8 protein-coding genes and 1 other RNA gene are annotated in these 15981 nt (G+C 37.3%); 5 read left to right on the top strand and 4 right to left on the bottom strand.

From position 1 onward, the window contains the following. Positions 1-16 precede the first annotated feature (16 nt). The 4 genes from RMO03_RS05715 to RMO03_RS05700 all read right to left on the bottom strand — a co-directional run bounded on the left by RMO03_RS05715 (position 17) and on the right by RMO03_RS05700 (position 6055). Positions 17-655: a response regulator transcription factor gene (locus tag RMO03_RS05715; RefSeq protein ID WP_309641130.1), complete on the bottom strand. Its 639-nt coding sequence runs from the start codon at positions 653-655 to the stop codon at positions 17-19. 4 nt (positions 656-659) lie between these two features. Then, complete coding sequence (locus RMO03_RS05710; protein WP_309641129.1) at positions 660-3761, bottom strand: PAS domain S-box protein; 3102 nt, start codon at positions 3759-3761, stop codon at positions 660-662. Between the two features lie 550 nt (positions 3762-4311). Then, positions 4312-4707: a transfer-messenger RNA gene (gene ssrA, locus RMO03_RS05705) on the bottom strand. A 151-nt stretch (positions 4708-4858) separates the two neighbouring features. Further along, positions 4859-6055 carry a serine hydrolase domain-containing protein gene (locus RMO03_RS05700; protein ID WP_309641128.1) on the bottom strand — a complete coding sequence of 399 codons (1197 nt, stop codon included), beginning with the start codon at positions 6053-6055 and terminating at the stop codon, positions 4859-4861. Positions 6056-6258: 203 nt separating this feature from the next. Here RMO03_RS05700 and RMO03_RS05695 point away from each other — a divergent pair, with 203 nt between their 5' ends. The 5 genes from RMO03_RS05695 (at position 6259) to RMO03_RS05675 (ending at position 15980) form a co-directional block, all read left to right on the top strand. Next, positions 6259-7461 (top strand): NAD(P)-dependent oxidoreductase, encoded by a 1203-nt coding sequence (locus RMO03_RS05695; protein ID WP_309641127.1) that lies wholly within the window; start codon positions 6259-6261, stop codon positions 7459-7461. Between the two features lie 85 nt (positions 7462-7546). Next, positions 7547-10291 (top strand): histidine kinase, encoded by a 2745-nt coding sequence (locus RMO03_RS05690; protein ID WP_309641126.1) that lies wholly within the window; start codon positions 7547-7549, stop codon positions 10289-10291. Between the two features lie 252 nt (positions 10292-10543). Further along, positions 10544-13540, top strand: a complete 2997-nt coding sequence (locus RMO03_RS05685) for a SusC/RagA family TonB-linked outer membrane protein (RefSeq protein ID WP_309641125.1) — start codon at positions 10544-10546, stop codon at positions 13538-13540. Between the two features lie 19 nt (positions 13541-13559). Continuing rightward, a complete protein-coding gene (locus RMO03_RS05680) occupies positions 13560-15017 on the top strand; it encodes a RagB/SusD family nutrient uptake outer membrane protein (protein WP_309641124.1) in 1458 nt (485 codons plus the stop codon). 27 nt (positions 15018-15044) lie between these two features. Continuing rightward, complete coding sequence (locus tag RMO03_RS05675; RefSeq protein WP_309641123.1) at positions 15045-15980, top strand: LamG-like jellyroll fold domain-containing protein; 936 nt, start codon at positions 15045-15047, stop codon at positions 15978-15980. Position 15981 lies beyond the last annotated feature (1 nt).

Raw genomic sequence — 15981 nt, 5'->3', positions numbered from 1 at the left:
TAGAATGCGTGGAAGTTTACAGCGGTATATCGGAAATAATGTGGTGGGCAATGGCGTAGCGGGTGAGCTCTGAGTTGGTGGCTAAACCGAGTTTTTCCATAATGCGACTGCGGTGCGTACTGACGGTGGTTAAGGCGGAGGAAAGCGACTGCGCTACCTGAGTAATGGTTCTTCCTTCGGCAAGCAGCTTAAGAATTTCGAGTTCGCGGTTGGTCAGCAGTTCATGAGGTCTTTTGCTGGTATCCACATTAATCAAAAGTTTTTCCGCTATTTCTGGGGTAATGTATTTTTTGCCCAAAGCGATACGGCGTATGGCATTAATGAGTTCATAAGGCGCTGTATTCTTATTCATATAACCGGCACCTCCGGCTCTTAATACCCTAACCGCATAAAGGTCTTCTGTATAAACACTAAGTATCAAAACCGGAAGATTGGGCTTGATCAGTTGAATTTGCTGCAGCACATCTAGCCCGGACATGCCGGGCATATCAAGGTCAGAAATCACCAGATCAAAATCATGAAAGGTGACTTCCTTGATAGCCGATGCTCCATCACCCACTTCTGTGATTTCAACAGCAGGGAATTCATCCTTTAATATTTGTATCAGACCACGACGTATAATGCTATGGTCGTCGGCGAGAAGTATTCGGTTCATGGTATTATTTTTTCGTTTGTTGCAGATCTTTTACAAATAAATCTATATTCGGTAAGCTGATTACAATCTTTGTTCCTTTGCCCGGCGATGAAACCAAGTCGAATTTTCCCTTAAATGAAAATACCCGTTCCTTCATCCCCAACAAACCGAAACTTTTTTTGCTTTCTACCATTTTTGGGTCGAACCCATTTCCATCGTCTTCAATCGTAAGGATAATGTAATCGTTAATAATGTTTAATGAACTTATCACATGCGAAGCTGATGCATAGCGGGTAATATTAGTCAGCGCTTCCTGGTATATCCTGAAAATGCAGGTAGCGGTTTCCTGTGGCAGCGCAATGGTGCTTTGGTTGGTTGTAAAGTGTACTGGGGTGCCCGTGCTTGCAGTAAACTGCTCGCCTTGCCATTGCAGCGCTTCCAGTAAGACATAGTCGTCAAGCATCCTGGGTCGCAGCTCATTTAAAATTTTTCTTACTGATTGATGGCTTCCATCCAGTAATTCCAGCATGTTTTTTAGTTTCTTTTTTACCGCCACTGTTTTGGCAGGAATTTGTTTATCAATCCAAACGGTATCCATTTTAATTGCCGTGAGCTGTTGTCCCAAGTCATCATGTATTTCGCGGGCTATACGCTTTCTCTCATCTTCCCTGATATTTTGAAGGTGGGATGCTAATTGGCTCAATTCCTCTGATTTTGCAATAAGATCATCTTTAGCTTTTTCCTGCTCAGTTTTATCAATAAGCAAAGCAAGCCTCGCTAATTTGTTTTCAAAAAAAATACTGCTAACGGAAACCTGCACCTTTATTAAACTTCCGTTTTTCTTTTTGTGAATTGAATAAATATCAAAACTGTTGCGGTAGTTATTATTGGTTAAATCGGACAATTCAATATTTTTATCAGTAGGCCTAACATCATCCAATGTCATTCCGAGGAACTCAGCCCTGGTAAATCCGTAATGCTCAATTGCTGCTGTATTTACTTCTAAAAACTGCAATCCGTTTGCATCAAAAATCCACATAGGCATTGGGTTTTTTTCAAATAGATTGCGGTACTTTTCTTCGCTTAGCCGTATTTCGATTTCAGTATTTTTCTTTTGGGTAATATCACGGGTTACACCCAATAGGTTTATTATTTTCCCTGTTGCATCTTTTAGCGGTACCGCATGAGTTTCCAGCCAACGGCGGCCACCTTTTAAACCGGTCACTTCAAATTCAAAGGTTCCGGAGTTGCCTTTGAAAACTGCTTTAGTTAACCGATTAAAGCCTATCCGGTACTTTTGATCTACTAGATCCGTCATTCGGCAGCCCAATACCTGTTGCTCATTATCAGCTTCTATCATTACCAGCCCGGCAGGATTCATGGATAGTAATTCACCTTTACTGTTGAGTACTTTTACGCATTCGGGTTCGGTATCTAAAATGGTTCGGAGATAGTTTTCGTTTTCAATCAGTTTGCTTTCCGCTTTTTTTCGTTCGGTAATATCACTTGCTGCTCCAAACCATTCAACAATATCACCCTTTGCATCAAACAGTGGCAATGCCCTAGAGAATGTCCAGCCCAGAGTACCGTCAACCTTCAAAACAGGATGTTCTAACTCAAAAATGCTTTTGGTTCGAATGGCCTCTTTAATCACCGACATAACTTGTGCCTGATCATTGGGATGAATATATTCCTGAAACCAATGGCTATTTGGCTTTAGGGTATCTGGAATGAAACCACGTCCGTCAAGTTGGTACATTACACTCCAATCGGGACTCATGCGGTATACCATATCTGAACTGGCTTTTACCAATGCACTGAATTTTTCTTCACTTTTTTGGATTGCGGCTTCATTTTTTTTGCGTTCGGTAATATCCTGGAAACTTCCATAAATCTTTACACATTTGCCCTCCACAAATTCAGTTTGCCCAATGGTGCGAATCCAGCGTATATTATTTTTTGCCGTCACGATCTCGAGTTCTTCATCCCAAGGCTCTCCGAACTCAATGGCTTCTTTTACTTTTTGGGTTATCAATTCCCTGCCGGTTCCTTCTTTATAAAAATTCAGTCCTGTTGCGAGGTCAGGAACAAAACTACTTTCCGCTTCGTGAATTTCTTTGGTAATATCGCTCCAGTACACGGTTTGTTTTACTAAATCAACGTCCCAACTGCCGATTCGTGAAAGTGCATTTGATTTGCGTAAAAGATTTTCCAATTCAAATCTTTCTGATACGTCTCGGGAATTAAATATAATCCCCTTTAAAACGCTTTCATCAGGCAATTTGGTCGCCGTTCCTTCCAGCCAGATATAATGGCCGTTTTTGTGCATGTAACGAGCGGTATATGGCTGTGGTATGCCGTAATTTTTTATCGCTTTGGCAACAGTGTTTTCTACTATAATTTTGTCGTCGGGATGAATATAGTTAATGCCACTCTTAGCTTTCATGTCATCGGCCGTCCAACCCGTAATGCGTGCGGATGAAGGACTTCGGTAGATGGAGTTCAGCGCATCGTCGGTTAATGAAATAATGCCCTCATTATTTTCGATTAACGCCCGAAAACGCTCTTCCCTTATTTCTAATTCCCTTGTTGCATTTTTCTGTTCTGTAATATTATCAACCAGCGTAACAAAATAGCCATTGGCCGGACTGTATATGGATACTGAAAACCATTTGTCGAGCGGCGCCACATAAGTTTCAAACTTTTCTGATTTGCCCCCTTGTGAAACCCGATTCATCAGCGCCACATAATCAGGATCCGATTCGAGCAGGTCGGGCATTACTTCCGACATCTTTTTGTCGACAATATCTTTTAATCCTGTAAGCGCCTCGTATTGGCTGTTAACCGCCAGATAGGTAAAGTCTATTAATTCACCCTCATTATAAATTACTTTACAATACGCAAAGCCATGTAACATATTGGTAAAAAGATTGCGGTATAATTTTTCACTTTCAAAAGCAATATTGAACTTCGCTGCATTTTTATTTTTATCCATTTTTTTATTGTAAAATTTATTTACGAATCGGGTGCTGGACCAATGGATAAATGTTGCTTTTTTCTGTGAAATTATTTGGGGTTTTTGTAAAACCACCATTGTGTTTTGATAACGTTTACCAAGGTACTTCATTTGACTCGCAATTATGGTTTTATGTCATTTATATAACTTTTATTTATCAAATTAACTTTCTAGGTTTCGACAACTATATGGTTTGGGATATTGTTGTGTGGTATGAATATTTTAGGTTCCAAAAATTTTACTTATGCTTTCGATCGGAACACCATATTATTAAGACAACGGACGTTGCAAATGTATGTCTGGTCTAACAGAGTAATGCAATAAAGCAAAAATTATCACGCAATATATTGAAGTTGAAAAGCAAAAAACAACCAAAGAAAATAAATTAACCTCAGAAAAAAAAGAATGGATACTGAGCTGAAGAACAAAGTATTGAACGGTATCAATCTATTAAGCAATATGAAATCATTGTATCAAAAAGCAGATGTGATACAACAACAATGATTACTGAGTTCGATATTCCCCGAAAAAATCGAATTTTCTGAAAATAAATGTCGAACTCCAAGAATCAACGATTTATTACTTTTTATTCTTTGGAATAACAACAAATTACAACAAATAAAAACGGGACAATCCAATAAAAAAATTGAACTATCCCGTCAGGTGGAGTCGGGGAGAGTCGAACTCCCGTCCAAACAAGCAACTAAAAAACTTTCTACACGCTTATTTCCTGTTTAGATTTTCGACGTCAGGCTAGGACAGAAACAACCACCAAACGCTTATCTTCTGAAGTTTTCGTCACCATGTCGAAGCGCCATGATGCTTAGGTTCCTATTTACGATTCACCTATATCGACCGCCAAGAACCAAAGCTTTCGAGGTGAATCTCACTTTCCTACCTGGTAGGACGTGGCTAATCTTACTTTAATTCAGATTATGCAGCAAGAGCGTAGTTTCCTTCGCCGTGTAAAGTTTTGAGACATGGATTTACGAGATTTGTCTCCGTTCTCGACGTGCTTACTTTCCAATTCGACTTGCTGTCAAAACCAGTCGACCCCATTTATAATTATGAATTTTGAATTATAAATTTTGAATTATTGAGCGTGCAAATATAACGTATAAGTTGAACGTAATGCCCAAATAAAATTATAAAATTCAAAATGCTATCAAGTCATTCAAAATTTATAATTCAAAATTCATAACTGTTTTTTAGTCTTCATCCGCAAAATCAAAAGGATAATCGCCAAAGACCGGCGCCAGTTTTCTAACCGCATAAACATTCTTATTGAACTTATTAGAAAGTGCAATAATCGTCACATTGTCTTTAATCAAACTGATATAAGAAGAAGTGTTCCCATGCCACCAACCATTATGGAAATAGAATTTTTGTCCGGTTTCCCACTCAATCATGCGCATACCCAAACCATAGTTTTTGGTGCCTTTGTGCTCGTTGCTGTAGCCTTTATAAATCTGGCAGCATAATTTCGGATTCAAAAAAGTCGGTGCTTTGCGCGCCATATCAAATTTGAGCAAATCTCTTGGCGTTGAATAAATGTTTTTATCGCCATACACCGCATCGAGATAATCATACGCCAATCGCATGTTGTTTCCTTTGTAAGAAGGCATCGCCGTTTCCAAATCTTTATCGAATTCAAAAACATAACTGTGCGTCATGCCCAACGGTTTGAATATCATTTCCTGCATCGCTTGCGGATAACTGATTCCCGTAATCTTTTCGATAATCAAAGCTAGTATCGCATAATTCGTATTGCAATATGCAAATCGCGTATCAGTTGGAAAATCCAATTGAAGGTTCTTTTCACCCAATAAATTGGCAACATCCTGATTTCTCAATGTTTTATGTCGGTCCCAAACACCAGTGTCTTCTGTGAAATAAGCGTAATTTCTGAGTCCACTTCGGTGATCCAATAAAGTACGAATCGTAATTTCGGGATAAGGAAAATTGTCTAAAAGTGTAGTGACTTTCTGATCCAAATCGATTTTATTGTTGTTGACTAAAAGCAAAATAGCGGTAGCAGTGATTACTTTGCTTACTGAAGCTATGTGCAAAGGCGTGTCGCTCGTAATCGCAATATCTTGCTCTCTGTTGCCAATGCCTTGGTATCGTTCGTAAATAATTTCTCCGTTTTTAGCGACTAAAAAACTGAAGTTGTTGTTTTCGTTGCTCCAGTATTTATTGCAATACTTCATTACAGAAGCTTTTTTATTTTCAATATAATTCGAACTCAGCTTGGCATACACCACCTTTGAAGGTTGCATCATGGGTAAGCCGTTAGCGCTCAATACCGCTTCAACGGTTTCTTCATCAGCTTTGTCTTGCCTCGAACAAGTCAAAAATAATGCAGCAATAAAAAACAGCGATATATAGTGAAAGTAGGATTTCATTGTCATACGAATAAGCTTTATTGACAAATATAGACAAACAAAGGTATGGCATTTAAAGCCTTAAAAATGGGTTATAAACATTTTATTAACTATTGAAAATACCAGAAATCAATGTTTATTGGAATACATTTTTTTAAGAAAAAAAGTTTTGAAAACGTTGTAGTTATAGTTTACATTTGCCACCGAAAAAATACCGCTACGAAATGAAATTTGGCCTCATCAAAGAAAGAAAAAATCCACCCGACCGCAGAGTTGTCTTTACCCCGGAAGAAGTGGCGCGTCTGCAAAAAGAACATCCCGAGGCTCAAATAAAAGTAGAAAGTTCAGACATTCGCGTTTTTACAGATGAGCAATACCAAGCACTTGGCATCGAAATCACTAATGATGTGTCTGATTGCGATGTATTGTTCGGTGTTAAAGAAGTGCCCGTTGATGCTTTAATTCCCAACAAAAAGTATTTCTTTTTCTCCCATACTTTAAAGAAACAAACCCACAATCGTAAATTATTGCAAGCGATTCTAGAAAAGAAAATCGATTTATACGACCACGAAACCATCGTCGATTCTAAATATAAAAGATTAATAGGTTTCGGTCGTTACGCCGGAATTGTCGGTGCTTATAATGGCATGCGCGCTTTCGGACTCAAATTCGAATTGTTCTCCATCCCAAAGGCGGAAACGTTAGTAAGTAAAGATGATTTGATTAATAAATTGCGACGTCAAGTCTTGCCACCGATTAAAATCGTATTAACCGGTCACGGTAAAGTAGCCATGGGCGCCAAAGAGATTTTAGATGGTATGCGTATCAAGGAAGTTTCCATCGAAAATTATTTAACCAAAATATATTCAGAAGCAGTCTACACCCAAATTGATGTGATGGATTATTACCAACGCAAAGACAATCAACCTATATCGAAAGAAGATTTCTATGCGAACCCAACGCAATACACATCCAATTTCGAGCGATTTTCAAAAGTATCCGATATTTTCATGGCAGGTCATTTTTATGGCAACGATGGACCAGAAATTCTGACACGTGAAATGCTCAATGCACCCGATTGTAAAATCAAAGTGGTAGCCGATATCTCGTGCGACGTTGATGGGCCTATCGCTTGCACCTTAAAAGCGTCTACAATTGCAGATCCTTTTTTTGGATATTTACCAAGTGAAAACAAAGAAGTTCCATACACACACCCTGGAGCCATTGTAGTCATGTCGGTAGATAATTTGCCTTGCGAATTGCCCAAAGACGCGAGTGAAGGTTTTGGTGAAATGTTTATGGAGCATGTGATTCCCGCTTTCTTCAATGGAGATAAAGATGGCATATTGCAACGCGCTAAGATGACCGAGAATGGTAAGCTTACCAAAAGGTTCGAATATCTTCAAGACTATGTTGATGGAAAATAGCTAAAAGACTATTCTCTTTTGTTTCTTTAGAAATGTCGCTTTAATGCAATAACTTTTTTACATTTGGATTGTAAAATCTTGTGGTGTGAAAAAGAGCTTCTTTTATTTTCTTTTATTAATAGTGGCATTTACAGTTCATTCTCAAGAACTGCTTCCTTTTGTAGAGAATTTTACCAAGTCGAATTATAATGGTGATAATCAAGTTTGGAGCGTTGTTCAAGGCAATGATAATGACTTTTTTTATGCAAACAACCATTATCTGTTGCGTTACAATGGTGTAAAGTGGGAAAAATATATGTTGCCCAACAAAACCATTATACGCTCTGTTTTTGTTGATGCAGATCGAGTATACAGCGGTTCTTACAACGAGTTTGGTTACTGGAAAAGAGTTTCAGGAAAAATGATTTACACTTCATTGTCCGCCAATAAAAAACTGTTCACAGGCGAATCGATTAATGAAGAAATTTGGAAAATCTTCAAACACGATGGCAAAATTTATTTTCAATCTTTTAATGAGCTTTTCATTTATAACAACGGTAAGATTGAAAAAATTCGAATTCCATTTCAAATTTCCTATTGCTTTGTAGTCGATAATAAGATCTATGCAGCATCAGTCAGAAATGGTATTTATCTCTTAGAAAATAAAAAGTTTACCAAAGTAGAGCAATGGCAAGGATTAGAGAACAACATTATTCACTCGATTGCCAAAAACAACAATCAGATTTACATTTTTACTCAAAAGAATGGTGTGTTTGTTGAAGAAAACGGGCACTTGGTAGCATGGAATAACGAATTGAATGAGGCTTTAAAAACGGAAATCATCATTACGGCCAAATTCATTGATGAGAATCGATTGGCGATAGGAACCGCTTTTCAAGGTTTGTATATTGTTGATTTTAAAACCCACACGCACAAGAACATTAACCGAAACAATTCGCTGAAGAATAACTCCGTGCTTTGCATTGGTTTTGATCGGGAAAATGATTTGTGGTTAGGATTAGACAATGGAATTTCACACATAGAAATCAATTCACCCTATGCTATTTTCTCTGATAATACTGGAGTTTTGGGTTCGGTTTATACATTGGCTTCAATCAAAGAGGGTTATTTGTTGGGTTCTAATCATGGTGTTTTTGAATACAAAAATAAAAAACTTCACTTGCTGCCAAATTCTCAAGGGCAAGTTTGGGACATTCAAAAAAATGGCTCGAAGTATATTATTGGTCACAATGACGGCACATTTGTTTATGAAAATGAAACTTTAAAGAAAGTAAATTCGATTAGTGGCGGATGGAAATTTCAAGCAAGCGATTATGACAACAAATATTTCCAAGCGAATTATTCGGGCATTATTTTATATGATGCACCCATCGATTTTGCTCACTATAAAGTCATCGCCAATTTGACCAAACCTATAAAGAATATTGCACAAAACAAACCCAAAGAACTTTGGGCTGTAGATAATTACAGAAGTTTGTTTAGAATTACATTCAATAGTAAATATGAGGTAGAAAAGGTTGAGAATGTTACCCAACAAAATAAAATATGGAATGACTATGGGGTCAAGATGTTTAATTTTAAAAATGAGATTTTATTTTTTATTAACTCGGTTTGGTACAATTTCAACTCGATTTCCAATGCGTTAGAAAAGAATGAAATTTTCAATAAAAACTTTGGGACGATTTCTGAAATCATCCCAATCAACAATTCGAATTTCATTGTTTTAAAAGACAAACTCCTTTATATCATTCATCAAATTGACAATAAATATGTTTGGGAATTAATACCGGAGAAATATTATGAAGGAAAAATCATCAATCAGGATACCAAAATATTCAATGATGGCAACCGCTTACTAATGAATCTTGACGATGGTTTTTTATCATTCCAATTAGTCAATACCCCGCAAAAAAAGCAGGCCATAAAAATCGAAGGGTTCTATAAAGACGAATTGATTACTAAAAGTAGCTCTATTCAATACAATCAATCCGTTGAAATTAATGTAATATCTGAGTTTTACGGCTACAATCGGTTGAGTTTGTTTTACACTTTAAATGATTCAAAAGAATTTTTGCGCGTCAGAGGTGGGAATATTATTTTGAATAACCTTTCGAGTGGCAACCAAGATTTAAAAGTTTATTACAACGATGGTGAGCATTACGTTGCTATTTCGGATTATCAATTTAATGTCAATCGGCCTTGGTATTTTTCTTTTTGGATGGTTCTGATATACATTCTGTTGATATCAGGTAGCTTTTTCTTATACTATAAATGGAATAAAATCAGGTATATCGAAAAGCTCAAGCTCAAAGAAGAAGAGCTAAAGCATCAAAAGCAAATTTTACAATTGGAATTGACGGCGGAAAATAAGTTGAAATTACAAGAGTATGAAAAGCATATTCTTGAAATGCAAGTAAAATCAAAGGCTTCTGAAGTGGCAGGAAAATCGCTTTCTATTGCCAAGCAATCGGAAATGATAGAGAGTATACAAAGCATTCTCGATAGTGAAAATGATTTGAATCAACTTAAAAATAAAATTAAAAAATCGATTAAAATCAATGCCATCAATAAGAATGAATGGCAAAGCTTTGAGAAAAACTTGATGCAAAGTCATGAAGAATTTGTGCATAAACTTACCCAGAAGTATACTGATCTAACTTCAAAAGACATCAAGCTTTGTATTTATTTAAAAATGAATTTATCTTCAAAAGAAATTGCGCCATTAATGAATATTTCTTTTAGAGGCGTTGAACTACAGCGTTATCGATTGAGAAAGAAGTTGGGCTTGAATCCCGATGTTAACCTTCCGAAGTTTATGATAAATTTATAAATTCTGTTGTAATTGTATCAATCTTATTGTTTTTTAAGTAATATTTTATGATTTTACAACTCATCACGACTACATCATGTAATTGTCATTAAGATGAGTTATTCACAATTTATTAACCTTGTAAAAAACTAAAAATCAACGTCTTAAATATAATTATTCTATTTTTGATGTGGTGTTGTAGTGATGAATATCTGTTTACTACAACGTTGTAAATGCGTATATTAGCGAAAGCAAATCAATAATTACGTTTTTATGAAAAACCTCTTTAGTTTTTTATTACTTGTATTCATTACGACTTTCTCAAATGCTCAAGAGGTTTCCGGTAAGGTTACCGATGTTCTCGGGACTCCACTTCCAGGAGCCAATATCATCGAAGAGAATTCTAGCAACTCATCAGCCACCGATTTTGATGGTAATTTTAAAATCAATTCCAAAATAGGTGCGAAGTTGAAATTTTCTATGGTTGGTTATGAAACAGTTACCAAAACGGCATCGTCCGAGATGACTGTTATTTTAATAGAAGCAACAAAAGCACTCGATGAAGTCATAGTTGTAGGTTATGGAACCAGAAAAAAAGGTTCGATTTCCGGTTCTGTTTCTCAAATAAAAGCTGATGATATTATACGAACTCCAGCTCAATCAGCCATTCAGGCCATACAAGGTAAAGCAGCTGGGATTAACATCGTAACCAATGATGAACCAGGTGCAGCACCTACTATTAATGTGAGAGGAATTGGAACTATTTTAAATTCTAGAAATCCACTTTACGTAATTGATGGTATCGAAGCCGGAAGTCTAAACGGTATAAGTCCAAATGATATTGCTACTATCGACATTCTCAAAGACGCTTCCTCGACTGCTATCTATGGTCAAAAAGGAGTTAATGGTGTTATATTCATCACCACTAAAAAAGGAAAGAAAGGGCAAGTTAAAATTTCTTATGATGCTTATTACGGACAAAAAAGCATTTTAAAGAAAGTAAAGATGTCTGATTCTTATCGTTTTGCTTATTACAACAACACCGCATTGGGCTCTTCAAGTTACTTTAATTTTAACCAACCCGTGAATACCAATTGGCTTGATGAAATAACAAGAACTGGAGAAGTAACCAGCAATTCGATTTCTATTTCTGGCGCAGGTGAAGCGGTGAGCTACTATTTAGGCGTTTCAAATTATACCGAAAAAGGAATTTTATTAGGAGCCGATTTCAAACGAAACAACCTTCTTAATAAAAACGAATATAAATTTTCTGATAAATTTAAAATCACGCAATTGGTCAGTTTGTCTATTGCAGATAATAACCCAAAACCCTTAAGTGCTTTTACGAATGCCTACAAACAATCGCCTATAGTGCCTGTTCGTTATGCTAATGGAAGATTTGGTGTTCCTCTACTAAATACCACCACAGGTCTGGCAGATCTTACCGGACAACGTTTTAATAATGTTGCCAATCCTGTAGCACAATTGTTCTACACCAATCAAAAGAATAAAAATGTTACTTTATTGGGAGGCTTAAATGCAGAATTGCAGCTTTTCAAAAACATCAAATTCAATTCCAACTTCGGAGCAACAGCCGATTGGGGAAAAGGTTATTCCTACACACCAACAAGAGATTTATGGCTGTCACAAAATCCGTCATTAAGTGCTGAAGATTATCCTATTTCAGAAGGCATCGATGCTCCATTAAATACCTTACAGCAAAGAAAAACGAACTCTTATGTTTACAATTGGGACAATTATCTGACCTATAAAAAACAATTTGGCGATCATAACGTAACGTTGGTTATTGGGATGTCGAAGTCAAAGAATAATAATTTTGAAGAATTATTTGCAACGCGTTACAACGTACCTGAAAATTCAAATTATTGGAACCTAAATTTAGCCTCTGACAATGGAGAGGTAACACCTAATTCAGTGATTTATAATAGAATTTCGACACCTGAAGTTTCTTTAGCCTATTTCGGTAGAGCAGAGTACGACTACAAAGGAAAGTACATGGCTACTGCCATTGTCAGACGCGAAGGAACCAGTAAGTTTCAAGCGCCAGTGCGTTGGGGTGTTTTTCCGTCTTTCTCAGCTGGTTGGGTAATAAGCAAAGAAGAGTTTTTATCTAACAATAAGTTTATTGGCAATCTAAAATTAAGAGCTGGTTATGGTCAATTAGCCAACAGCAACGGCCCAAGTTTTAATACCACTGCTTTCAATCCAAACAATTATCCTTTCGGAGATCCAACAGTGAGTCAGCCCGGATTGTATGTACCGACCATTCCTGATCCAAATTTGACTTTCGAGAAAATGGCTGAAATTGATTTCGGAATTGATTTTGTCCTTTTCAACAACCACATTTCAGGAACCTTCGATTATTACAACCGAAAAGCGAAAGATTTGATTTTGCCCGTTTCACCACCTTATGTAATATCTGAATTGCCAAATTATGTGAACGCTGGTGAAATCACGAATACAGGAATCGAATTGACTTTGCGTTGGGACGACACTATTGGCGAGCATATCAAATATTGGATAAGTGGCATTTTCTCTAATAATAAAAATGAAGTGTCTAAAATTAACAGTCCCTATTTTAAAAATTTCTCAGGAAGCGGAAGTCTAAACAACGGCGAATATACCAAGATGGTTTTTGAAGGGCAACCGTTGGGAAGTTTTTATGTGTATCAACAAATAGGTTACAATGGCGATGGAGAACCCATTTTTAATGATTTGGTAGATGGTGTTGCCGGACTTACCGATAAAGACAGAGTGAATGCAGGTTCTTACATTCCAACATACACTTATTCCTTGAACTTTGGAATCAATTATAAAAACGTCGATTTTTCAGTAGAAACTTATGGTGTCGGTGGCAACAAATTATACAACGGAAAAAAAGCCCAACGTTTTGGTGGTGAAAATGTAGAATTTGATGCATTAGAAAATTTTTGGACACCATCCAATCCAAATGCATCCAATCCGAAACCTTCAAACAATGTCCCAAAACCTTCCACTTATTATGTAGAAGATGGTTCATTCTTCAGAATCAACAACATCACTTTTGGGTATACATTGCCTAAATTTTTCGAAAAATTAGACCGTGTCCGTATGTATGTGACGGCTGTAAATCCTTTCATCTTTACCAAGTTTACAGGGTATTCACCAGAAATCGCTAGCAATGGAGATCCTTTAGGTGGTGCCGGAATTGAGTTAGATGCTTATCCAACCAACAAAACTTTTTTATTCGGAGTGAATGTTAGTTTCTAATACTTTAAAAATGACAACAATGAAAAAATATAGTCCGTTAATTTTACTCATGATTTTACTCACGATTCCATTTCAATCTTGTGAAGATGATTTGGATGTAGCTTTAAATGAGAATCAAAGTGAAATCGATATTCTGAATAATCCAGCGAGTGCGATAAAATTAGCCAATGGTGTTTATAGTAAAAATTTAGAATACGACATGAATGCCTTTTCATGGATTGGCATCACAAGCATCACTTCTGACGACGCCGACAAAGGCTCAACACCAGGCGATACCGGATCCGATAAAAACAAATTAGATGCCTTAGATTTCGTTTCTTCGAGCACTTCATTTACCGATGTATGGAAAGCGCGTTATCAAGGGATTGGTCGTGCAAATAGGGCTTTATATTACATCCAACAATTGGATTTAGATCCAGTATTTAAGAATAGACTGATCGGAGAAATTAAATTTTTAAGAGCACTATGGTATTTCGATTTGGTGCGATGTTTCGGTGGTGTTCCTATCGTAACTACTGTGATTGATGTCAATGATTTTGAATCAGTCAATAACATTGTTTATGTTAGAAAATCCAAACAAGAAACTTACGCGCAAATCGAATTGGACTTAGCAGATGCAATCGAAAAATTACCGCTGAAAAGCCAATATTCGCAAGAAGATAAAGGGCGTGCAACCAAAGGATCCGCTCAAGCTTTACTCGCAAAAGCCTATCTCTATCAAGAAAAATGGCAACAATCCTATGACATGGCTGGCGAAGTAATCAATTCAGGGGAATATGCTTTGTTAGCAGATTATGCGCAAGTATGGCGACAAGTTGGAGAAAATAAAAGCGAATCTATTTTCGAAGTGCAAGCTACTTTAACCAATGGAATCCAAGATTACACTAACGTGCAAGGACCAAGAGGCGTGCCCGATATGGGTTGGGGTTTCAATACGCCTTCTTTAAGTTTAACCAATTCCTACGAGGCAGGCGACTTAAGAAAAGCAGCCACCATTATGTTTATTCCATCTGTTTTGTGGGATGGAATTGTGGCACCCACTACACTAAACAATCCGAGGTACAACTACAAAGCATACCAAAGTGCCGTTGCAGAAGATTGGGACGGAAATCGTGGCATGACCGCCAAGAACTTAAGGGTTTTAAAATACAGCGATATTCTACTCATCAGAGCTGAAGCAGGTTTTCATATTGGAAATACAGGAGAAGCTTTAAGCAGAATCAATGAAATCAGACACCGTGCAGGTTTGGCCGATGCACCTGATGTAACGCTTCAATCCATCTGGAAAGAAAGACGTTGGGAAATGGCTATGGAACACGACCGTTGGTTCGATTTAGTCAGAACTGGTCAAGCGCAAACCGCTATGGCAGCCGATGGAAAAACATTTGTAGTAGGTAAACACGAAGTATTTCCTATTCCACAAGAACAAATTACCGCGAGTGGCGGTCGACTCACTCAAAACAATGGATATAATTAACTTAATTTAAATTTAAAAATGAAAACAATGAAAACAATGAAATTAACAGGGTATGCTTTCGCAGTGACCTTAGGTTTAGGCTTAGTAGCATCAAGTTGCAGTTCTGACAGCAGTAGTAGTGAACCGCTTCCAGCCATTGGAGGATTCAACTCTGCTGATGAAGTGGGTGCCTCAGATTTAGTTGCTTACTGGCCATTGAACGGCTCTGGTAACGAATCGAAATCAAATACACCACCTTCAAACACAATAGGTACGAATTGGGTTGCAGGGGCAAAAGGACAGGCTGCAAACTTTACAAACGGTTATATAACCTATCCTGCAATCACAGCTTTGACCCAGAGTATGAATGCCTTTACAATAAGTGCATGGGTTAAAGTTAAAAACAATCAGACTGCAATACCAGGCAGTGGATCTGTTTCTACGTTTTTCTCAATGGCGCGTCCAGGAGGTGATTGGCAAGGAAACATCATGCTTTATGCTGAAACAGGGCAGCTTCGCCCAGTTGACGATGCAGGTGTAGTAAACGATTCCATCAAAGTAAAAGCGGGTTGGAATACTGCAGCTGAAGGTACACAAATTTATGAAAACTGGCTTCACCTTGAAACTTGGATGGTGGCTGACAATTTAGTTACTCCGGGTAAACACGTTGCTGGTCCTAACGTAATTGGCGGAACATGGGCACAACTTGTGTTTACATGGGATGGTGCAACGAACAAGTTTATCATTTATTCTAATGGTAGCAAAATTTCAAATCCTGCATTTGAAGTAAGAGGTACCAATACTTCGCTTACTATGGATGCAACATCAACGCCGATGATTGGTGCGTTTGGAAATGTAGCAACTACTGCTGACACTTGGAATAAGCCATTAACAGGTGGAGTAGACGAAATTCGAATCTGGAAAAAAGCCTTAATCCCTGCTGATATCAATTCACTATACGAGTTAGAAAAAGCAGGAAGATAAT

The sequence above is a fragment of the Flavobacterium sp. genome, assembly GCF_031411595.1.
Taxonomy (GTDB): Bacteria; Bacteroidota; Bacteroidia; order Flavobacteriales; family Flavobacteriaceae; genus Flavobacterium.
This window is presented reverse-complemented; position numbering and strand designations above follow the sequence as displayed.